The sequence below is a fragment of the Clostridium hydrogeniformans DSM 21757 genome, from assembly GCF_000686705.1.
Lineage (GTDB): Bacteria > Bacillota > Clostridia > Clostridiales > Clostridiaceae > Clostridium_Z > Clostridium_Z hydrogeniformans.
Window position 1 is genome coordinate 119,087 of record NZ_JMLJ01000008.1, and the last position, 20,567, is coordinate 139,653.

A 20,567-nucleotide genomic window follows, 5' to 3' on the forward strand; every position below is an offset into this window, starting at 1 on the left:
ATTATTTAAAAATATAGTATAATAATTAATAACTGAATAAATTGTAATTAATACTATATAAAGTCTTAATTACAATTTAAAAATATTCATACAAAGGTGGTGAGGTTTTGGCCATAGAAGCAATACAAGATATAAGAAAAGCTGAAGAAGAGGGCAATGAAATTATAAAAAATGCCGCTTTAAAAGCTAAGGAAATACTGAAAGATGCTGAAGTAAAGGCACTGAGTCAGTATGAGGAAATATTAAAATCTGCAAAAGAGGAAAGCAGTGCTATCTTAAAAAATGCAGAGGAAGAAGGGGAAAAGGAAGCACTACCTATATTGGATAAAGGTAAAAAGCAAAAGGATAGTATCCTAAGTTTAAGTGATGAAAACTTAAACAAAGCTGTGAATTTAGTGATTGAGAGGATAGTGAATATAAATGGCAATAGTTAAAATGAGCAAATTCACATTGTTAGCCTTTAAATCACAAAAAGAAGAGCTTTTAGAAAGACTTCAAAGGTTTGAAAGAGTTCAATTCATTGACTTAAAGGACAATGAAGAAGAAGAACTAAATTTCTTAACTTCTAGTAGACAGGGAGAAGGTCTTTCTAAGATTCAGGGGGATTTAGCTAAAATAAATTTTTCCTTGGATATGCTAAAAGATTATGCCCAAAAGGAAGGTGCTCTTGAGGCCCTGAAAAAAGGAAAAACAACTTTATCCTATGGAGAACTTGAAAGAAGAGTTAATACCATTCCATGGGAGGATACTTATAATAGCCTTAAGAAAAAGGATAATGATCTAAATAGTATTAAAAATGAATTAAGTAAAATTCATTCAGAAATAGAGGTATTATCTCCTTGGGTTAATCTGGATGTATCTTTTGGTGATTTAAAGAGTTTAAATCATTGTGGATATTTTATAGGTACTATACCTAAAATGTTTAAGGATAGATTCCTTGAAGACTTTAATAGCAATATTAAAAATTCATATGTGGAGCTTTTAAATGATATAAAGGGTGAATCCTATATCCTTGCAATAGTGCATAAGGAGGAAGAGGAGAAGGCTCTTGAAATATTAAAAGCTAATAGTTTTTCAAAAGTAAATATAAATTATGAAGAAAAACCAATAGATATTATTAATTCTTTTAATAGTAAACTTAAAACTCTTAGAATAGAAGAAAATAATATAAAAGAAGAACTAAAAAAAGAAGCTGTTAATATTGAAGATTTAAAGATTGTATATGAAGGTTTAAGTAATAAAGAACTCATAGCAGGAGCTAGTGATAATTTCTTAAATAGTGATAATCTAGTAGTTATAAAAGGGTGGATTCCTAGTGAAGATGGAAAGAGGCTAGAAAATAATGTAAAATCCGTAGCTAAAGATAATTATTATTTAGATATTAAGGATGCTGATTCTGATGATCCTAATGTTCCTGTACTATTAAAAAATAATAAAGTGGTTAGTGCCTTTGAGTCAATAACATCTATGTTTAGTGTTCCTAGATATAATGAGATAGATCCAACACCACTTTTAACACCATTCTATTTAGTGTTCTTTGGAATGATGCTTGCAGATGCTGGATATGGATTAGTAATGTTTATAGCTGCTTTCTACGCCTTAAAGAAATTTAAGCTAGATGAAAATCAAGAAGGTTTTGTAAGGTTCTTTATGTATCTAAGTATTCCAACAGCTATAGCTGGAATAATATATGGTTCTTACTTTGGAGATATATTAAATGGAGTTATTCCTATTAAAGGTTTAGTAAATCCAGGTGAGGATGTAATGGTAGTTATGATAGCTGCTATAGTCCTTGGATTAATACAAATATACACAGGATTAGGCATTAAGGCTTATATGATCATTAGAGAAGGTATAAGAAATGGTGCTATAACAAGTGCCATAAAAGATGCTATATATGATGCTGGATCTTGGTATTTAGCATTAACAGGAGGACTTGTTCTTATTGGAGGAGGCGCTCTTGGACTATCACCTTCTATAATATCCATCTTTAAGTGGGTAATGATAGTTGGTATGGTTATGATAGTTCTTACCCAAGGTAGAGAAAATAAGAGTGTGGGTGCAAAACTTGGAGCAGGATTATATGCTTTATATGGAATAAGTGGATATGTAGGAGATTTAGTTTCCTATTCAAGACTTATGGCATTAGGACTTGCAGGAGGATTTATAGGATCCGCATTTAACTTAATGGTTGGAATGATTGGTAATCCTATAATGAAGATTATAGCAGGTACTCTTATATTTGTAGCAGGTCATGTATTTAACTTACTACTAAGTGCCTTAGGTGCATATGTACACACATGTAGACTTCAATATGTTGAATATTTTAGTAAATTTTATGAGGGTGGTGGAAAAGCATTCACTCCATTTAAGGCTAAAAACAAATATATAAATCTTAAGAAAGAGAATTAGGAGGAAATAAAATGGAAGCGTTAATTAAATTTTTAACTGAAAATAATGGAGGATTAGTGTTAGCAACACTAGGTATGGCATTAGCTGTAATAATGCCAGGAATAGGATCCGCTAAGGGTGTTGGTCTTGTGGGAGAAGCTGCTTCAGGCTTAATAACTGAGGAGCCAGAAAAGTTTGGTAAGTCATTAGTTCTTCAATTACTACCAGGTACACAAGGGTTATACGGATTCGTTATAGGTCTTATGGTATTCTTAAAGCTTGATACAGGATTAGCTCTTGAAACTGGTGCATATTATTTCTTTGCATGTCTTCCAATAGCATTTGTTGGTTGGAAATCAGCTATAGCTCAGGCTAAAACAGCTGCTGCTGGTATTTCTATACTTGCTAAGAACCCAGATCACAATACAAAGGGAATAATCTACTCTGCAATGGTTGAAACATATGCACTTTTAGCCTTCGTTATATCACTATTATTAGTATTTAAGTTCTAATAAAAAGCTGATTAAGGATGTGAAGTTATGTCAAATTTAAATAATATTACCTCTAAGATATTAGGGGATGCTAAGGCTAAAAGCGATGAAATTTTAGAAGAAGCAAAAAAAGATGAGCAGAAGATTATAGATAAAAAAGTAAATGAAGCTAACCTTTTAAAGGCTTCTACTATTGAAAAAGCTAATCGTGAAGCTAAGGTTAAAAAAGAAAGAGTTATATCTTCTGCAGAACTTCAATGTAGAAATGAAAGCTTAAAGGCTAAAGGACAAATAATAGATAAAGTATTAAATAAATCACTGGAAGAACTTAAGAATCTTCCAGTGGAAAAGTTTAACTCTATATTCAATAATTTTATAGTAAATATGGATATAGAAGGAGACGAGGAAGTTATAGTTCCAGAAGCTTATAAGGCAGAAATAAAGAATAGTTTAAAAGAAACTAATAAGTCTCTTTCAGCTAAAGGAAAAAAGGGAGAACTTAAGCTTTATGAGGGAGAGAGAGAAATATCAAGTGGATTTATCCTTTCAAAGAATGGAATATATGTAAATATGACATTTGAAAGTTTATTATCCTATAACAAAGATGATTTAGAGCAGGAAATTGTAAAAGCTCTATTTAATTAGTTTTAAGGAGGATAGCCATTATGGATAGAATGAAGTATACTCAAGCAGTGGCTAGGCTTAGAGTTTTAGAAACTAGGCTCCTTAATAAAATTAAAATAGAAAGAATGATAGATTCTTCCTCTGCTCTAGAAGCTTTAAAGGTTCTACAAGAAACTGAATATGGGAACCTTATGGGAAATGTAAAAAGAGCTGAGGACTATGATGATTTATTAAGAGAGGAATTAAAGAGAGTAATCTCTTTAGCCTATGAGATAACTCCAGAAAAGTCCTTTGTAGACATAATGACCTTAAAGTATGATTATCATAATCTAAAGGTTCTTCTTAAAGCTAAAGCTTTGAAAAGTGATCTTGACCATCTTCTTATGGAAATGGGAACAGTTCCTTTAGAAAAGCTAAAACTTTCTATAGTATCAGAAAATCTTAAAGAACTTCCAGATACTATGAGAGAAGCTATAGAGAAAGCTCAAAGTGATTTTAAGGAGTCTATGGACCCTCAAGTAATAGATATAATTCTTGATAGATATCTTTATAAGGATATTTTAAGAACTGCAGAGGATACTGAGTTTGATTTTATTAAGGATTATGTAAAAAATAATATAGATTTTATAAATATAAAAACTTATATTAGACTTAAACAGCAGAAGAAGGAAGCTAAGTTCTTTAAAGAAGTTTTCCTTCAGGGTGGAAACTTAAAGGAAGAAGTTTTCATAAAGAATTATGAAGATTCTTTAGAAAATTTTATACCTAAGTTGTCCTCATTAAAAAGTTTCGAAGCTGTAAAAAGTGGCTTAGAAGATTATTTAGTATCAGGAAGATTAAGCTTTTTTGAAAAAGTTACAGAAGACTATTTAATGAAAGAAGCTAAAAAGGCAAAGTATATTCATTTTGGACCAGAGCCAATAGTTTCTTATATAATAGCTAAGGAAACTGAAATAAAAGTCCTTAGAATTATAATGGTTGGAAAGATAAATGGATTATCACCTGATGCTATAAGAGAAAGGCTGCGTGATGTCTATGTATAAGATTGGTGTTGTTGGAGACAAAGATTCAATTTTAGCTTTTAAAGCCATAGGAATAGATGTTTATCCAGTGGTTGAGATAGAGGAAGCTAGAAGAACTATAGATAAAATGGCAATGGAAGGATATGCCGTTATATTTGTAACGGAGCAGGTGGCTAAGGATTTAGATGAAACCATAGAAAGATATAATAAAGCTATGGTTCCAGCCATCATATTAATTCCAAGCAATCAAGGTTCTCTAAACATTGGAATGAAGAGAATTCAGGAGAATGTTGAAAAGGCTGTTGGTGTTAATATTTTATAGGAAGCGAGGTAAGAAGCTTGAAGGTTGGAAGAATAATAAAAGTATCTGGACCTTTAGTTGTTGCTGAAGGTATGGAAGAAGCTAACGTTTATGACGTTGTTAAAGTTAGTGATAAGCGCCTTATAGGTGAGATTATAGAGATGAGAGGTGATAAAGCCTCCATTCAGGTTTATGAAGAGACTTCAGGAGTAGGAGTAGGAGATCCTGTTTATACAACAGGAGAGCCTTTAAGTGTGGAACTTGGACCAGGACTTTTAGAGGCTATGTTTGATGGTATACAAAGACCTCTTGAAGCTTATCAAAAATTAGCAGGAGATTTTCTAGAGAGAGGGATTGAGGTTCCATCTTTAGATAGAGAAAGAAAGTGGAAGTTCACTCCAACTAAGAAGGTAGGAGATCATGTAACTTCAGGAGATATAATAGGAGTGGTTCAAGAAACTTCTGTTGTAGAGCATAGAATACTTGTACCTTATGGAATTGAAGGTACAATAAAGAGCCTAAATGAAGGAGAATTCACTATAGTTGAAAAGATAGGTGAGTTAGAAACTTCTAAAGGAACTCATGAATTAACTATGCTTCAAAAGTGGCCAGTAAGAAGAGGTAGAAAATATGCACAAAAGTTAAATCCAGCAGAGCCTCTAGTTACAGGACAAAGAATAATAGATACATTCTTCCCAGTTACAAAGGGTGGTACAGCAGCAGTTCCAGGACCTTTCGGAAGTGGTAAGACAGTTGTTCAACACCAATTTGCTAAATGGGCAGATGCGGAGATAGTTGTTTATATAGGTTGTGGAGAACGTGGAAATGAGATGACTGACGTTCTTATGGAATTCCCAGAAATAGTTGACCCTAAGACTGGTGAATCCTTAATGAAAAGAACAGTACTTATAGCAAATACTTCAAATATGCCAGTTGCAGCAAGAGAAGCATCTATATATACAGGAATGACTATTGCTGAGTACTTTAGAGATATGGGATATTCAGTAGCTCTTATGGGAGACTCAACTTCAAGATGGGCAGAGGCTTTAAGAGAAATGTCAGGAAGACTTGAAGAGATGCCAGGAGAAGAAGGATATCCAGCTTATCTTGGATCAAGACTTGCAGACTTCTATGAAAGAGCAGGTAAGGTTATATGCTTAGGTTCTGATAATAGGGAAGGAGCATTAACTGCAATTGGTGCGGTTTCCCCTCCAGGAGGAGACTTATCAGAGCCAGTTACTCAGGCAACTTTAAGAATAGTTAAGGTATTCTGGGGACTAGATTCTAACCTTGCATATAAGAGACACTTCCCAGCTATAAACTGGTTAAATTCTTATTCATTATACCTTGAAAAAATAGGAACATGGATGGATGAAGAGGTTGCATCAGATTGGAGTGATCTTAGAACAAGAGCTATGGCTTTACTTCAAGAGGAAGCAAAGCTTGAAGAAATAGTAAGACTTGTTGGAGTAGATTCTTTATCAGAGGATGATAGATTAAAGCTTGAAGCAGCTAAGTCTATAAGAGAAGACTACTTAATGCAAAATGCTTTCCATGAAGTAGATACTTATTCTTCTCTTGAAAAGCAATATAAGATGTTAAAGCTTGCTCTTAAGTTCAAGGATGAAGCAGCAAGAGCTTTAAAATCAGGAGTATACTTAAACAAGATTCTTGAAATGGAAATAAGAGAAAAAATAGCAAGGGCTAAATATATCCCTCAAGAAGAAATTAGTAAAATTGATGCTATAAGTGAACAATTATCCGAAGATATGGATAAGTTAATAAGCGAAGGAGGGGTACTAAATGCTTAAGGAATATAAAACCGTAAGAGAAGTTGTTGGACCCTTGATGCTTGTTGATGGAGTTGAGGGAGTAAACTATGATGAACTAGTTGAAATAGAAATTCAGACAGGAGAAATTAGACGTGGTAAGGTTCTAGAGGTAAATGGAAATAAAGCCATGGTTCAGCTCTTTGAAGGATCAGCTGGAATTAACTTAAAAGAAACAAAGGTTAGATTTTTAGGAAGACCACTTGAAATAGGAGTTTCTGAGGATATGCTTGGAAGAGTCTTTGATGGACTTGGTAGACCAAAAGATGGAGGACCAAAGCTAATACCAGAGAAGAGATTAGATATAAATGGTACCCCAATAAACCCTGTGGCAAGAGATTATCCCTCAGAGTTTATACAAACTGGAATATCAGCTATAGACCATCTTAACACCCTTGTTAGAGGACAAAAGCTTCCAGTATTCTCAGCTTCAGGACTTCCACATGCAGAACTTGCAGCTCAAATAGCAAGACAGGCAAAGGTTCTAAACTCTGATTCTAAGTTTGCTGTTGTATTTGGAGCTATGGGAGTTACTTTTGAAGAAGCTCAATTCTTCATAGATGACTTTACAAAAACAGGGGCTATAGATAGAGCAGTACTATTTATAAATCTTGCTAATGATCCAGCTATAGAAAGAATAGCTACTCCAAGAATGGCATTAACTACAGCTGAATATCTTGCTTATGAAAAGGGAATGCATGTTCTTGTTATATTAACAGATATGACTAACTACTGCGAAGCTCTAAGAGAAGTTTCAGCAGCTAGAAAAGAGGTTCCAGGTAGAAGAGGATATCCAGGATATCTATATACAGACCTTTCTACTATATATGAAAGAGCTGGAAGACTTAAAGGAAGAGAGGGTTCTATAACTCAAATTCCTATACTTACAATGCCAGAGGAAGATAAGACTCACCCAATTCCTGACCTTACTGGATATATAACAGAAGGACAGATTATTCTATCAAGAGAACTTTATAAAAAAGGTGTAATGCCTCCAATAGATGTTCTTCCATCCCTATCTAGACTTAAAGATAAGGGTATAGGTAAGGAAAAAACTAGAGAAGATCATGCAGACACAATGAACCAAATGTTTGCTTGTTATGCTCAAGGAAAGCAAGCTAAGGAACTTGCAGTAATCTTAGGAGAATCAGCTTTATCAGATGCAGATAAGAAATTTGCTAAGTTTGCTGAAGAGTTTGAGAATAACTATGTATCTCAAGGATTCAATGCAAATAGGTCAATAGAAGATACATTAGCACTTGGATGGAAGCTATTATCAATACTTCCAAAGGCTGAGCTTAAGAGAATTAGAGATGAATATCTTGAAAAGTACCTTCCTAAGAGAGAGGATGAGTAGTTATGAAATTAAATGTAAATCCTACTCGTATGGAGCTTACCAAGCTTAAGAAAAGACTTACAACTGCAACAAGAGGACATAAACTTCTAAAGGATAAGCAAGATGAGCTTATGAGAAGATTTATAGAACTTATTAAGTACAATAATGAACTTAGAAAGTCAGTTGAAGAAGAACTTGGTGGATCCTTTAAAGAGTTCTTAATGGCTAGAGCTGTTATGAGCTCAGAAATGCTGGAGGAGGCTATTGCTTATCCTAAGGAAAAAATTTCCCTAGAGCTCACTCATAAAAATATAATGAGTGTTAATGTTCCAGTGATGAACTTTAAAAGAAGCTTAGAAGGAGATACAGGAAGCATATATCCTTATGGATTTGCTCAAACCTCATCAGAATTAGATGGAGCCATAGAAAAGCTTTATGGAATACTACCAAAGCTATTAGAACTTGCAGAGGTAGAAAAGAGCTGCCAGCTTATGGCTGATGAAATAGAAAAGACAAGAAGAAGGGTTAATGCTCTTGAGTATATGACAATACCTCAACTTCAGGAAACAATTAAGTATATAGTAATGAAACTTGATGAGAATGAAAGAGGTAATTTAACAAGACTTATGAAAGTTAAATCTATGATGGAGCAGGAACAAAATAGGGAAGCTTAGAATAAGCTTTAGACATAAATATAAGCATATAGATATGCTATAAAAGAAAGCAGATGGTATTATACATGCCATCTGCTTTAATATTTCTATTAAAATCTAGAAATATTATTAATTATTCATATTTACAACCTAAGGTATTTACATGAGAAAAATAATGGTATATACTAGTGTATATACATCGATTAGGGGGATAATATTATGAATAATAAAATTACTAAAATGGTTTTTACAGCATTATTTGCAGCTTTAGCTATTATAATACCTGTTTCTTTCGGATTTTTAAAGATAATTATAGGGCCTTTTACAGCTACACTGGCGTCCCATGTACCTATGTTCTTATCTATGTACTTATCACCAGCTTCTGCGGCAGTTGTAGGCCTTGGATCTACCTTAGGTTTTATGTATACAGGACTTCCTTTAGTGGTAGTATTTAGAGCAGCTAGTCATATAATAGTAGGGGCTTTAGGGGGAATACTAGTTGAAAGAGGATTTGAATATAAAAAGGTGGTTTTAATTACAGCTCCAGTACATGGATTATTAGAAGGCCTTGCAGTTATTCCTTTCTTTGGATTAGACCTATACTACATATTAGTAGTAACTGTTATAGGCTCTATAGCTCATCATTGTGCAGATGGAGTGATTTCAGCAGCGTTACTTAAAGCTTTAAGTAAGGCATTAAGGAGAGACTTATCTAAGGGATTCTTCAAAGAAAGACAAAGAGCATAATAATTTATCTTAATAATATTTTCATAAAGATAATATTTAAAATAAACACACTAAAGATTTTTAAAAGTCTTAGTGTGTTTATTTTATTTGACAAAATATTGAAATGGGAATATAATATATGGGTTTAATATATTACATAATAAAATATATTATAAGAGTAGTTTTAGTAGAAATAGGTTTGTTATTAAAGTATAGGATTATCTATGGATCTTATTATTTTATAGTGCTAAGGAGAGAGGTGAAACTATGAAAGAAAAGGAACTTAAAATAGAAAGAGGAGTATTAAAAGATACTAAGGAATGGCTTGATTTAGAAATATTAAAATTAGAGAATAAGTCTAAAGACCTAGAGGATAAATTAACTACACTAAAAAAAGGTGGAGTAGTAGCAAATTCTAATGATATAAAAGCAAACTCTATAAGATATGAGGCAACTAAAAGAAACATAAGTAATTTTAAAGAGGCTTACAATAAGCCATATTTTGCAAAAATAGATTTTAGAGAATATAAAAAGGAAGTAGAAGGTTTTTATATAGGGAAATTTAGTATAGGGGATTCTGACAGTGGAGATCAAAAGGTAATAGATTGGAGAGAACCACTAGCTGATTTATATTATAGTGGAACCCAAGGATGGACAGAATACAGAGCACCTGTAGGATTAATTGAGGGAGAACTTTCCTTAAAAAGAAAGTTTAGATATAAGGATAATGAGATAGAAGATATTTTTGATGAAGGGATTAATGATATAATTTTAAAAGCTTCTGGAGGAGATGATGAAAATGCTCTTGTAGATGAATTTTTAAAAATAACCTTAGATGAGAGCACAGGATCAAAACTTAAGGATGTAGTAGCAACTATTCAAAAGGAGCAGAATGATATAATAAGAGCTCCTAAAGTTAGCCCTATAATAGTTCAAGGGTCAGCAGGATCAGGAAAGACTACAGTAGCCCTTCATAGACTTGCTTATCTTTTATATAGATATAATGAGACCTTAAAGGGGGAAGATATATTAGTTATAGCTCCTAATAAGGTGTTCTTAGATTATATATCTGACGTACTACCTTCCCTTGGAGCAGCAGAGGTTAAACAAAAAACTTTTGAGGAAATTGCTTTAGAGATTCTTAAAATAAAAGGTAAAGTGGAGAATAAAGATAAAAAGCTAGCATTGGTATTAGAGATGGATGATGAGAAAGAAAAGACCTATATTAAGGAAGTAAGTAGACTTAAAAATTCATTAGAATTTAAAATTATGCTAGATAGATATATAAAGCTTATACAAATAGAACAAAGTAAGATAGAATCTATTTTTATAGATGGAGAAGAACTTGTAGATGGTAAGGAAATCAGGAGATTATTCCTTAAGGATTTTATTCATCTTCCAGTAAATAAAAGAAAGCATGAAATTAAAAGATATTTGAATTTAAGACTTAAGACAAGGATAGAGTATTTAATAGATAAAATAGAAGGTAAATATGATAATGAAATATTTAAGATAAAAAGAGAGAGTGAAGATACAAAGGACAAAGAAGAGATAAGAAAGAAGATAATAAGTCTTTATGATGAAAGAGATGCTAAGAAAGAAATAATAAAAAAGAATAGTAAAAAAGTTATTGAAGAATACTTTAAGCGTTGGGAAAATCTTAATGCAAGGAATATATATTTAAGATTTTTTCAAGATGAAGATTTATTTTCAATAGCTACGGATAACAGGATACCAAAGAGAATATCAGATTACATAAAAAATAAACTTAAGGAAGATATAGAAAATGGAAGAGTGGATAGTGACGATTTAGCACCTATGCTTTATTTAAAATTTAACTTAGAAGAGATACCAGAAAACTATAGATTTTCCCATGTAGTTGTGGATGAAGCTCAGGATTATGGTATTCTTCAAATGCATATTTTAAGATATTTAGCTAAAAAAGAATCTCTAACTATAGTTGGAGATATAGGACAGGGCATATATTTCTATAAGGGAATTAAAGATTGGAAGGATGTTATAGAAAAAGTATTTAATAATAACTGTCTATATACTCCTTTAACACAAAGTTATAGATCAACCGTTGAAATTATAGAATTTGCAAATAAGGTTTTAAAAAAGCAGAAAAATAGTTTAACTCCAGCAATGCCAGTGTTAAGGCATGGAAAAAATCCAGAAGTTAAAGAGTTTAAAAGTAATAAAGATTTCTTAGCTGAAATAGAACTTATAGTAAAGGAAGTAAGAGAAAATGGGAAGTCTTCTGTGGCAATAATAGGAAGGACTCAAAAGCAGTGTAAAAAGATTTATGATTATATTAGAAAAAACTCAAGCTATTCATGGACTCTTATAAAAGAGGGTGACGATATAATATCTATGGAGAACATAGTTATACCTTCTTATATGACAAAGGGTTTAGAATTTGATTGTTCTATAATATACAATTGTAATGATGAAAATTATAAGGAAGAAGAGGAAGACAAGAAACTGTTATATGTTGCATTAACAAGGGCTCTTCATTATGAATATATATTTTATAATGGAAATTTATCTTATTTAATTGATAAATAACCTTAAATTTTTTATTAAATGGATAATAATTATTAATTAGTATTCCAAATAGTGCGAAGTTGTGATAAAATTAACTTAAGTTAAAGAAATAATAGATGGTTTAACTAAGATTTTAATTTATATGTATATAGTTGTTACAGAGGAGGTATTTTCATGGGAGCAATAAAAATAAAGGAAAATATTTATTGGGTAGGAGTCCGAGATGAAGACCTAAGGGTTTTTGATATAATAATGGAAACAAAAAAGGGAACTACTTATAATGCCTATGTTATAAACGATGAGAAGATAGCAGTTGTGGATTCTGTAAAGAATGGTTTTTATGATGAATTTAAAGGAAATATAAAGGAAGTTATAGGGGAAAAGAAGGTAGATTATGTAATAGTACAACATACAGAGCTTGACCATAGTGGATCTGTTATTAGGCTTTTAGAGGATTATCCAGAAGCAACAGTAGTAGGTTCAAGAGCTGCTATAATGTATTTAAAGAATATAATGAATAGAGAATTTAAATCAATAGAAGCTAAAGAAGATTTATGTCTTGGAAGTACAACATTAAGATTTATATCTGCACCAAATCTTCATTGGCCAGATACAATTTTTACTTATGCAGTAGAGAAGGAATTACTATTTACTTGTGACTTTACAGGATGCCATTATTGTCCAAAAGAAGGAGAAATAATGGGTGCTAAAAGTGAAGATTATTTAGAGGAAATGAAATATTACTTTGATTGCATAATGGGACCATTTAAGAAATTTGTTCTTATGGGACTAGAAAAGATAAAGGATATAAAATTTGATGTAATTGCTCCAAGTCATGGACCAGTTCATACTAACGATCTTAATAAGTATTTAGATTTATATAGACAATGGGCTACTGAGGATAAGAGAGAAGATAAGAATATACAAATATTCTATATATCAGCTTATGGAAATACTGAAGTAATGGCTAAGTACTTAGAGAAAAAGATTAATGAATTAGGAGTATCAGCAGAAGCTTATGAAATAACTGAGCATCCTATGGAAGAATTAGTAGAAAAAATTGAAAATGCAAGTGGAATATTAGTTGGGTCTCCAACAATAAACCAAGACGCTGTAAAACCAGCTTGGGACTTATTATCTATGGTAAGTGCTATAACTAATAGAGGAAAGGTTGCAGCAGCATTTGGTTCTTATGGATGGAGTGGAGAAGGCGTTACAATGCTTACAGAGAGATTAAAAACCTTAAAGTTTAAGGTTATAGATGATGGACTAAAAATATGTTTTGTTCCATCAAAGGATGAATTTGAAAAGGCAGACTCCCTTGCAAAGACAATTGTAGAAAATTTAAAATAATAAAGAGGACTATGTGATAATTTATAAACTATCACATAGTCCTTTATAATTTAGATTTTCCTAAAAATAATATATAAATGCAAAAACTAATGAAATAAGAAAGATATTTAAAATTTATAATTTTAAGGAGTTAAAGCATGAAAAAGTTAGGTTAAAAGTTTAAAACTCATATATAGGGTTTTGAATTGAAAACGTATATTATGCACTACTTAAAATCTAAGGTTTTAAAGGATTTAAGTGCATGTATAAGTTAAGATTCAAGCTAAAAACCCTATATTAAAAATTAAATAAAAATTTATTTAGGTATAAAAATTACTCTTATTGATAATTAATAAATGTAATGGTATTATTGTATAGATATAGAATGAATCTTCCTTCAGATGGTATTCTTTCCATCATCTGAAGATTAGATGAGTTAATCTAGGGGCGTAGCAGCTGTTATCTACAGCTGGTAGTCATCAGATAAATTATTGTAAAGGTAGTGATCTTAATGGAAGATAAGGAAATAATGTACTTTAAAGATGAAAATGGAGATAAGGTAGCCTTTGAAGCGGTGGCGCATATATTTTTAAATGAGGATACAGAGGATGAAAAAGAATATATGATATTAGCTCCTGTAGAGGGAGGAAACGAAGATGATGCCTTTGTGTTTAGAGTAGATTACATAGAAGAAAATAAGGAATTAAATTTAGTAGAAGATGATAAAGAATTTGAGGAAGTAAAGAAGGAATACAAGGATCTTCTTTACAACAAATAAATATAAGAGGTGATAATAATGGATATAAAAAATGTAATAGCTTATTTAAGCAAAAATGATTTAAGTGAAGCAGAAGAGATTGCCTATAAAGGTGATGCTAAGGTAGTAAGATTCTTTTATGATTTCGATAAGGATGAAATAGAGGCAGCTAGAGCTTATAGTAATGATGAATGTACTGATGAAGAAGAAAGTAATAAGTGGTATGATGAGTATTTTCTTCCATATATAAATGATCTAGCTATAGATAATGTAGGGGAAATAGTTGAAGAAATTATGGATGAATTCCATATAGATGGTCAATTTATTTCCTATGATGCAGATTCAGAGAATTATGACTACAATGAGTTTATAGCAATATTCTTTGAAAAGGGAAAGGAATTTGATATAGAGGAAGTTTTAGACTCCTTAAATATGTAATTTTTATAATAAAAGAGTTGGTTTTAAAAATTAAAAACCAACTCTTTTTCATAAGTCTACCTAAGTAATAACTTTAATAAAAGTTTATAATATGTTCTGTATAAAAGTACCTTAAGCTTTAGGTTACTCAAAAATCTTAAGCATATAGCTTCTAAAACTAACTTAGATGAAGGGTATATGGTAGTAAAAGCTAGTATTAACTTATAGTATAACTACTAGTAATAAGATTGAAATATTCAACTATAAGCTCATCTAATTCTTCACTGTATTGTATGACAATATCATCTGTAAGTCTATTGCTACAAGTTAGGGTGTTTAATTTCCCTCGTAAATCTTCTATTTTTCGCTCAATAGAATACCTTTCTATCATAATAAATCACTCCTCCTAATCCTAATAAAAAAATAAAAATAATAAATAAAAATGGAAAGCTTTGTAATAATATTTTACCAAATATATAGAATAAATAAAGTAAAAAATTAAGTCATATATATACAAAAAACTTCAAAGAATCACAAAAACATCAAGAAAAAGATTAATTACAATAAATGGAAAAAACTACTAGTAGTTGTTATATGTTGAATAAAGGACAGATGTATAACTTATAATATGTAGAATATAGTCATAAATTTACTAAGATATTAGTAAAATATTAAGTGAGAATATAAAGTTATCCTTGATTCATTTACCTTATATGAAGTAAAATTAAATATGATTATAGTAATTTAATATAGCAGTGTAAAGAGGAAGGAATGAAGAAGATGAATATAGATGAATTAATTAAAAGAATAAATTATTTATATAAAAAAAGCAAAGAGGAAGGATTAACAGAGGAAGAAAAACAAGAGCAAGAAAAATTAAGAAGACAATATGTAAATAACATAAAGAAAAATTTTAAAGCACAGCTTGATACTGTTAAAAAGAAATCTTAATTTTAAGCTTGAAAGGATTGAGAAGGATGGCAGTAAAAATAAAAGAGCTAGTGGATAAATTTAATCTTGAAATACTAGTACAAGGAGAAGATAACATAGAAATTGATACTAGTGATTTAAATAGACCTGGACTTCAATTATCAGGATTTTACAATTATTTTGCTAATGAAAGAATACAGATTATAGGAAGAGCTGAATGGAGTTTTCTTGATGATATGCAAGTTGAAATAAGAAGAAAGAGACTTAAGAAATTTATGTCCTTTGAAACCCCTTGTATAATTCTTACTAGGAACTTAGAGCCTCATGAGGAACTTTTAGAGTATGCTAAGAAGAATAAAAGATGGGTTTTAAGAAGTGATATGATATCTACAAAGTTTATTAATAAACTTTCAAATCTATTGGCTGAAAACTTAGCTCCAGAAACAAGAATCCACGGAGTTCTTGTAGACGTTTATGGTATAGGAATAGTAATAACAGGAGAAAGTGGTATAGGCAAAAGTGAAACTGCTCTAGAGCTTATAAAAAGAGGCCATAGATTAGTTGCAGATGACGCTGTAGATATAAAAGCAATAGATGGAGTATTAAAGGGATCTTCCCCAAGTATAACATCAGGGATGCTTGAGGTTAGGGGAATGGGGATAATAGATGTACCAGCATTATATGGACTAAGTTCAGTGATTCACTCAAAAACCATAGCTCTTATAATTCATTTTGAGCATTGGAAAGATGATGGTAACTATGATAGGTTAGGAATAGATAAGGAATATATAGACATATTAAATGTTCCTGCAAGAAGACTTAGGATTCCAGTAAGACCAGGAAGAAATATTGCAGTTATAATAGAAGCAGCAGCAGCTAACTATAGATACAACCTAATTTCTAAAACTTCGCCTGTGGATATAATAGAACAAAGAATGGATGCTGCCTCAGATGAATTCCTATAAAAGCACTCTAAGAAAAAATATGATAGCTCTTAGGGATGGGGCTACCATAGATAGTTTAAAAGAGGCTAGTAAAAATATTTTTAATAAGGTGATTTCCACAGAGGCGTATAAAAATAGCAAAGTAATATTTATTTTTGTAAGTTTTGGAAGTGAGGTTTATACTCATGAATTAATAACCTATAGTCTTAAGTTAGGTAAAAGAATATGTGTTCCTAAGGTTGTATCTAAAAAAGAAGGAATGAAGGCTATAGAAATTAAATCCTTAGAGGAATTGACTCCTAGTAATTATGGAATACTAGAGCCTGAAATTAAAGAAAGCAACATAATAGACGAAAGATCTATAGATTTAGTTATAATACCCGGAGTGGCCTTTGATAAAGATGGGGGAAGGCTAGGCTATGGAGGAGGCTTTTATGATAGATTTCTTCCAATGGTAAGAAAAGAGAGTTATAAAATAGCTATAGCTTATTCTTTTCAGGTAATTGAAAAGGTTCCAAGAGAGGAAAATGATTTTTTAGTACCTTGTATCATAACAGATTAAGAGGAAATAGATTTGTATTTTTACCAAAAATAGCTTAAAATATAGTAGAATAATTCGTAAATTAGGGGGCAATACTATGGAATTAAAAGACTTAAGTAAAAATTATCCATATGCTTGGGATAAGTATTCCAAGGAAGATTTGGAAAAGGTTTTTAATCTTTCAGAAAGATATATTGATTTTATGTCAAGATGCAAAACAGAGAGGGAATGTGTAAGTGACCTTATAGTTCTTGCAGAAAAAGAAGGATATAGAAACCTAAAGGAGATAATTGAAAATGGAGAAACTTTAAAGGCTGGAGATAAAGTTTATGTAAATTACATGAGCAAGTGTTTAGCTATGTTCTTAATAGGAAATGATCCTTTAGAAAAGGGAATGAGAATATTAGGAGCTCATATAGACTCTCCAAGATTAGACCTTAAGCAAAATCCATTATACGAAGATACAGATATGGCTATGATGGAAACTCACTATTATGGTGGAGTTAAAAAATATCAGTGGGTTACAATACCTCTTGCTATACATGGAGTAGTAGTTAAAAAGGACGGCACTTCTGTAGAGGTAGTTATAGGAGAAGATCCTAAAGACCCAGTAGTTGGAATTTCAGATTTACTTATACATCTATCTGCTGATCAAATGCAAAAGAAACTTTCCAATGGTATAGAGGGAGAAGACTTAAATGTATTTGTTGGTTCTATTCCAGTAGAAGATAAAGAAGCTAAGAACAGAGTTAAGTTAAATATATTAAGATTATTAAACGAAAAATATGATTTTATTGAAGAAGATTTTGTATCTGCAGAGCTAGAACTTGTACCAGCAGGTAGAGCAAGAGAGTATGGATTAGATAGAAGTATGGTTATGGCATATGGACAAGATGACAGAGTATGTGCATATACTTCCTTTGAAGCTATGACTCAAATAAAAGAAAGTGATAAAACTTGTGTAACCTTACTTGTGGATAAGGAAGAGGTAGGTAGCATAGGAGCTACAGGAATGCAATCAAGATTCTTTGAAAATGCAGTAGCAGAAATTATGGATAGATTAGGACAATATAGTGAACTTAAGGTTAGACGTGCTTTAGCTAACTCTAAGATGTTATCATCTGACGTTAGTGCTGCTTTTGATCCAAATTATCCAGCTGTAATGGAGAAGAAGAATGCTGCTTACTTTGGTAAGGGTATAGTATTTAATAAATATACAGGTGCTAGAGGAAAGTCAGGATGTAATGATGCTAATGCTGAATATGTAGCGCAAATAAGAGCTATAATGGACAAGCATAATATTACATGGCAAACTGCAGAACTTGGAAAAGTTGATCAAGGAGGTGGCGGTACTATAGCTTATATATTAGCAGAATATGGTATGGAAGTTATAGACTGTGGAGTTGCTCTTCACAATATGCATGCTCCATGGGAAATAGCAAGTAAAGCAGATATATATGAAACCATGAGAGGATACCATGCATTCTTATTAGAAGCATAGGATACTTACTTATATAAAAAGCCTGGAGTATTTTAAGAATATAAATAACTCAGTATTGAAATAATGATCTTTAGTTAAAGAAGTCATGTGATTTCCTGTTCTTAATGAAAGAGAATGAGGAATAACATGACTTCTTTGTGTTTAATAGGAAGGAGGTTATTTATTTGCTTCTTTCTTTTTGTTATATATAGTTATAGAATAAGAAAGAATAGAAAATAATATTATTTAAACTTTTCAATTTTTATAGTGTATGTGGCAGTGCTATTTGGTTTTCCTTCATTATATAAGGAGATTGAATGATCAAGATAATTACCTGTGGATTTAGCATTCAAGGTGAATTCTTTTTTTGAAAGGCCAACTACAAAGTTTTCATTTAATCCAAAAGAAGATTTAAGAGAAACATTTAACTTTTCTGAATTACTTTCTATTGTAACCTTGTAATTTCCATCACTTAAAAACTTTAGATTATATAAGTCTTTTTTTCCTCCCTCTATTATTCTTCTTGTTTCATGAGTGAAGGAACTTACATACATAAGTGAAGAGTCATATTTATTTTGGAACTGAGTTCTTATTTTAGTTTCTCCATCCTGAGGAATTATTACTAATGTATAATTTAATCCAGGAACAAAGTCCCAGTTTATTTTAGTTGAATAATCAAAGTATCCTGAATCAAAACTTTCTAGATGCTTGAAATTTTCTGAATAGAGGAAAGCTTTCACTGGTTTAGTACCAATTAAAAGGATTTCTTTATTTTCTGAATCCTTTGTATTTATGGTGTAGGCTTTTTCCTTAGTTATAGTCTCTACTATAGTTTGTCCTTCTTGCAAAGGAGTGGACTCGATAATAGAACTATTAGCTTTTAACATTGAAATAGGAGAGGCCCTTGTAAATTGAGGAATGGATGGAGATGCTGATGTATATAAGGAGTTAATACATATAACTCCAAAGGATAGTGAGATCACTAAGAATTTTTTTAGAAAAAGTTTGTTCATTAAATTATCCTCCTATAAATAGATATTTTTAATAAATAATATAATAACATTTACCTTAAAATATTTATGTAATTATTTGCAAGTGTATAAGGCAGAAATTATGATATATTTTAAGAAAATATGGTAAAAAAAGACATGTTAATAGATGAAGGTTATTGATTGTAAAAATTAATAGAATTCTATTAAAATATTTAAGAAAGATAGCTCTCCATAGAAGTAATAGTACCTAGAATTGTCAATTAATTTATGTTTTTTTATATAAAAATGAAAATCTACCCTTAGTGATAATTTATATTTAATCATTATAGATTCTTATTTATTATGGAATAATAATATAATGATTTGGAAATAATTCCTTATAGGTGGTGATTAAATGTATACAATAAAAGGTATTATAATAGTGATAAGTTTAGTATATATAACAAAAGCATTAGTATATATTATAGATAAATTGTTAAAGTTTAAAGATGAAAAAATACAGTTTAATATGGATGTTAAAAAAGAAAGCATTATGAACATGACAGGAATAGAATTTGAAGCATTTTGTAGATGGCTTTTTGAAGGTACTGGAGAATACAGATATGTAGAAATCACAGAAGCTAGAGGTGATGGGGGAAAGGATTTAATTTTAATAGATAAAAATGAAAAGAAAACATATGTTGAATGTAAGAGATTTGATTCAGAAGAAAAGTTAGAGAAAATAGAAAATAAGAGTGATATTAAGAAACTAGTAATAGGAAGAGAAATATGCCAAAAGTTAGTAGGAGCTATGGTTAGTAATAATATAGATAAAGGCATTATAGTGACAACAGGAGAGGTACATAAGAATGCACTAAATTATATAGAAGATCTTAAGAACAATTCAAGTATAGATTTACAAATTTATAATATGAAAGATATACTTGAAATCATGGAATCTAATAAGGCAATAGGAGTTTATGAGATAGATGTAATTATTTAAAGCGCTAAAGTAATTGAAGGAATTTTAGTGAGAAAAATAAAATATAACTTTATAGTAAAATTAAACGAATAGAAATATAGTTAAGGAGGTACTAAGATAGAATCTTAGTGCCTTTTTATTTTATAAAATCAAATAATATTGTCTAAGTTAAAATACAACTACAAAATAAATATTATGTAAACTAAATTAAAAGTAAACAAAGTGAATAAAAAGGAAAAGATTATAAAGTTAAAATTAAACCTAAGTTTATAGGAAAGAATATCATAGATAAG

At 30.8% G+C, this 20,567-nt stretch carries 21 protein-coding genes; 19 read left to right on the forward strand and 2 right to left on the reverse strand.

Features of this window, described 5'->3' with window-relative positions; translation table 11 throughout:
• Positions 1–107 precede the first annotated feature (107 nt).
• The 14 genes from BR69_RS0105795 (at position 108) to BR69_RS0105865 (ending at position 14,447) form a co-directional block, all read left to right on the forward strand.
• Positions 108–434: a hypothetical protein gene (locus BR69_RS0105795; protein ID WP_027632339.1), complete on the forward strand. Its 327-nt coding sequence runs from the start codon at positions 108–110 to the stop codon at positions 432–434.
• On the forward strand, positions 421–2,412 hold the full coding sequence (locus BR69_RS0105800) for a V-type ATP synthase subunit I (RefSeq protein ID WP_027632340.1): 1,992 nt from the start codon (positions 421–423) through the stop codon (positions 2,410–2,412). Before BR69_RS0105795 ends, BR69_RS0105800 begins: the two co-directional genes overlap by 14 nt.
• Before the next feature lie 11 nt (positions 2,413–2,423).
• Positions 2,424–2,903, forward strand: coding sequence for a V-type ATP synthase subunit K (locus BR69_RS0105805; RefSeq protein ID WP_027632341.1), 480 nt, complete (start codon positions 2,424–2,426; stop codon positions 2,901–2,903).
• A 27-nt stretch (positions 2,904–2,930) separates the two neighbouring features.
• On the forward strand, positions 2,931–3,527 hold the full coding sequence (locus BR69_RS0105810; protein ID WP_027632342.1) for a V-type ATP synthase subunit E: 597 nt from the start codon (positions 2,931–2,933) through the stop codon (positions 3,525–3,527).
• Positions 3,528–3,547: 20 nt separating this feature from the next.
• Positions 3,548–4,549, forward strand: a complete 1,002-nt coding sequence (locus BR69_RS0105815) for a V-type ATP synthase subunit C (protein ID WP_027632343.1) — start codon at positions 3,548–3,550, stop codon at positions 4,547–4,549.
• Positions 4,536–4,850, forward strand: coding sequence for a V-type ATP synthase subunit F (locus BR69_RS0105820; RefSeq protein WP_207640758.1), 315 nt, complete (start codon positions 4,536–4,538; stop codon positions 4,848–4,850). The genes BR69_RS0105815 and BR69_RS0105820 overlap by 14 nt, the downstream gene beginning before the upstream one ends.
• Positions 4,851–4,867: 17 nt before the next feature.
• Positions 4,868–6,640, forward strand: coding sequence for a V-type ATP synthase subunit A (locus tag BR69_RS0105825; protein WP_027632345.1), 1,773 nt, complete (start codon positions 4,868–4,870; stop codon positions 6,638–6,640).
• Positions 6,633–8,015 carry a V-type ATP synthase subunit B gene (locus tag BR69_RS0105830; RefSeq protein WP_027632346.1) on the forward strand — a complete coding sequence of 461 codons (1,383 nt, stop codon included), beginning with the start codon at positions 6,633–6,635 and terminating at the stop codon, positions 8,013–8,015. Before BR69_RS0105825 ends, BR69_RS0105830 begins: the two co-directional genes overlap by 8 nt.
• 2 nt (positions 8,016–8,017) lie before the next feature.
• A complete protein-coding gene (locus tag BR69_RS0105835) occupies positions 8,018–8,668 on the forward strand; it encodes a V-type ATP synthase subunit D (RefSeq protein ID WP_027632347.1) in 651 nt (216 codons plus the stop codon).
• A gap of 198 nt (positions 8,669–8,866) precedes the next feature.
• Positions 8,867–9,394, forward strand: coding sequence for a hypothetical protein (locus tag BR69_RS0105840; RefSeq protein WP_034849429.1), 528 nt, complete (start codon positions 8,867–8,869; stop codon positions 9,392–9,394).
• Positions 9,395–9,640: 246 nt separating this feature from the next.
• Complete coding sequence (gene helD / locus BR69_RS0105850; protein ID WP_027632349.1) at positions 9,641–11,941, forward strand: RNA polymerase recycling motor HelD; 2,301 nt, start codon at positions 9,641–9,643, stop codon at positions 11,939–11,941.
• Between the two features lie 153 nt (positions 11,942–12,094).
• Positions 12,095–13,273, forward strand: coding sequence for an FprA family A-type flavoprotein (locus tag BR69_RS0105855; protein WP_027632350.1), 1,179 nt, complete (start codon positions 12,095–12,097; stop codon positions 13,271–13,273).
• Between the two features lie 490 nt (positions 13,274–13,763).
• The gene (locus tag BR69_RS0105860) at positions 13,764–14,030 is read left to right on the forward strand and encodes a DUF1292 domain-containing protein (RefSeq protein ID WP_027632351.1); all 267 of its coding nucleotides are present in this window, start codon (positions 13,764–13,766) and stop codon (positions 14,028–14,030) included.
• An 18-nt stretch (positions 14,031–14,048) separates the two neighbouring features.
• On the forward strand, positions 14,049–14,447 hold the full coding sequence (locus BR69_RS0105865; protein ID WP_027632352.1) for a hypothetical protein: 399 nt from the start codon (positions 14,049–14,051) through the stop codon (positions 14,445–14,447).
• A 196-nt stretch (positions 14,448–14,643) separates the two neighbouring features.
• Here the strand turns inward: BR69_RS0105865 and BR69_RS21445 are convergent, their stop codons facing one another.
• Positions 14,644–14,817, reverse strand: a complete 174-nt coding sequence (locus BR69_RS21445; RefSeq protein ID WP_084315286.1) for an aspartyl-phosphate phosphatase Spo0E family protein — start codon at positions 14,815–14,817, stop codon at positions 14,644–14,646.
• Positions 14,818–15,206: 389 nt separating this feature from the next.
• On the opposite strand from BR69_RS21445, the gene BR69_RS20040 reads away from it, so the two are divergent.
• The 4 genes from BR69_RS20040 (at position 15,207) to BR69_RS0105890 (ending at position 18,342) form a co-directional block, all read left to right on the forward strand.
• Positions 15,207–15,377 carry a DUF896 domain-containing protein gene (locus tag BR69_RS20040; protein WP_084315306.1) on the forward strand — a complete coding sequence of 57 codons (171 nt, stop codon included), beginning with the start codon at positions 15,207–15,209 and terminating at the stop codon, positions 15,375–15,377.
• 26 nt (positions 15,378–15,403) lie between these two features.
• On the forward strand, positions 15,404–16,321 hold the full coding sequence (gene hprK, locus BR69_RS0105880) for an HPr(Ser) kinase/phosphatase (protein ID WP_027632353.1): 918 nt from the start codon (positions 15,404–15,406) through the stop codon (positions 16,319–16,321).
• On the forward strand, positions 16,308–16,862 hold the full coding sequence (locus tag BR69_RS0105885) for a 5-formyltetrahydrofolate cyclo-ligase (RefSeq protein ID WP_027632354.1): 555 nt from the start codon (positions 16,308–16,310) through the stop codon (positions 16,860–16,862). The genes hprK and BR69_RS0105885 overlap by 14 nt, the downstream gene beginning before the upstream one ends.
• Positions 16,863–16,938: 76 nt before the next feature.
• Positions 16,939–18,342, forward strand: coding sequence for an aminopeptidase (locus BR69_RS0105890; RefSeq protein ID WP_027632355.1), 1,404 nt, complete (start codon positions 16,939–16,941; stop codon positions 18,340–18,342).
• Positions 18,343–18,563: 221 nt separating this feature from the next.
• Here BR69_RS0105890 and BR69_RS0105895 read toward each other — a convergent pair whose 3' ends face one another.
• Complete coding sequence (locus BR69_RS0105895; protein WP_027632356.1) at positions 18,564–19,334, reverse strand: hypothetical protein; 771 nt, start codon at positions 19,332–19,334, stop codon at positions 18,564–18,566.
• A 373-nt stretch (positions 19,335–19,707) separates the two neighbouring features.
• Here BR69_RS0105895 and BR69_RS21105 point away from each other — a divergent pair, with 373 nt between their 5' ends.
• The gene (locus BR69_RS21105) at positions 19,708–20,295 is read left to right on the forward strand and encodes a restriction endonuclease (protein ID WP_027632357.1); all 588 of its coding nucleotides are present in this window, start codon (positions 19,708–19,710) and stop codon (positions 20,293–20,295) included.
• Positions 20,296–20,567 lie beyond the last annotated feature (272 nt).

Coding starts and splice junctions, on each gene's coding strand:
- BR69_RS0105800 (WP_027632340.1), top strand. CDS start 421: ATGGCAATAGTTAAAATGAGCAAATTCACATTGTTAGCCTTTAAATCA.
- BR69_RS21445 (WP_084315286.1), bottom strand. CDS start 14,817: ATGATAGAAAGGTATTCTATTGAGCGAAAAATAGAAGATTTACGAGGG.
- BR69_RS20040 (WP_084315306.1), top strand. CDS start 15,207: ATGAATATAGATGAATTAATTAAAAGAATAAATTATTTATATAAAAAA.
- BR69_RS0105860 (WP_027632351.1), top strand. CDS start 13,764: ATGGAAGATAAGGAAATAATGTACTTTAAAGATGAAAATGGAGATAAG.
- BR69_RS0105810 (WP_027632342.1), top strand. CDS start 2,931: ATGTCAAATTTAAATAATATTACCTCTAAGATATTAGGGGATGCTAAG.
- BR69_RS0105895 (WP_027632356.1), bottom strand. CDS start 19,334: ATGAACAAACTTTTTCTAAAAAAATTCTTAGTGATCTCACTATCCTTT.
- BR69_RS0105830 (WP_027632346.1), top strand. CDS start 6,633: ATGCTTAAGGAATATAAAACCGTAAGAGAAGTTGTTGGACCCTTGATG.
- BR69_RS0105865 (WP_027632352.1), top strand. CDS start 14,049: ATGGATATAAAAAATGTAATAGCTTATTTAAGCAAAAATGATTTAAGT.
- helD (WP_027632349.1), top strand. CDS start 9,641: ATGAAAGAAAAGGAACTTAAAATAGAAAGAGGAGTATTAAAAGATACT.
- BR69_RS0105885 (WP_027632354.1), top strand. CDS start 16,308: ATGAATTCCTATAAAAGCACTCTAAGAAAAAATATGATAGCTCTTAGG.
- BR69_RS0105820 (WP_207640758.1), top strand. CDS start 4,536: ATGTCTATGTATAAGATTGGTGTTGTTGGAGACAAAGATTCAATTTTA.
- BR69_RS21105 (WP_027632357.1), top strand. CDS start 19,708: ATGTATACAATAAAAGGTATTATAATAGTGATAAGTTTAGTATATATA.
- BR69_RS0105840 (WP_034849429.1), top strand. CDS start 8,867: ATGAATAATAAAATTACTAAAATGGTTTTTACAGCATTATTTGCAGCT.
- BR69_RS0105805 (WP_027632341.1), top strand. CDS start 2,424: ATGGAAGCGTTAATTAAATTTTTAACTGAAAATAATGGAGGATTAGTG.
- BR69_RS0105835 (WP_027632347.1), top strand. CDS start 8,018: ATGAAATTAAATGTAAATCCTACTCGTATGGAGCTTACCAAGCTTAAG.
- hprK (WP_027632353.1), top strand. CDS start 15,404: ATGGCAGTAAAAATAAAAGAGCTAGTGGATAAATTTAATCTTGAAATA.
- BR69_RS0105890 (WP_027632355.1), top strand. CDS start 16,939: ATGGAATTAAAAGACTTAAGTAAAAATTATCCATATGCTTGGGATAAG.
- BR69_RS0105855 (WP_027632350.1), top strand. CDS start 12,095: ATGGGAGCAATAAAAATAAAGGAAAATATTTATTGGGTAGGAGTCCGA.
- BR69_RS0105815 (WP_027632343.1), top strand. CDS start 3,548: ATGGATAGAATGAAGTATACTCAAGCAGTGGCTAGGCTTAGAGTTTTA.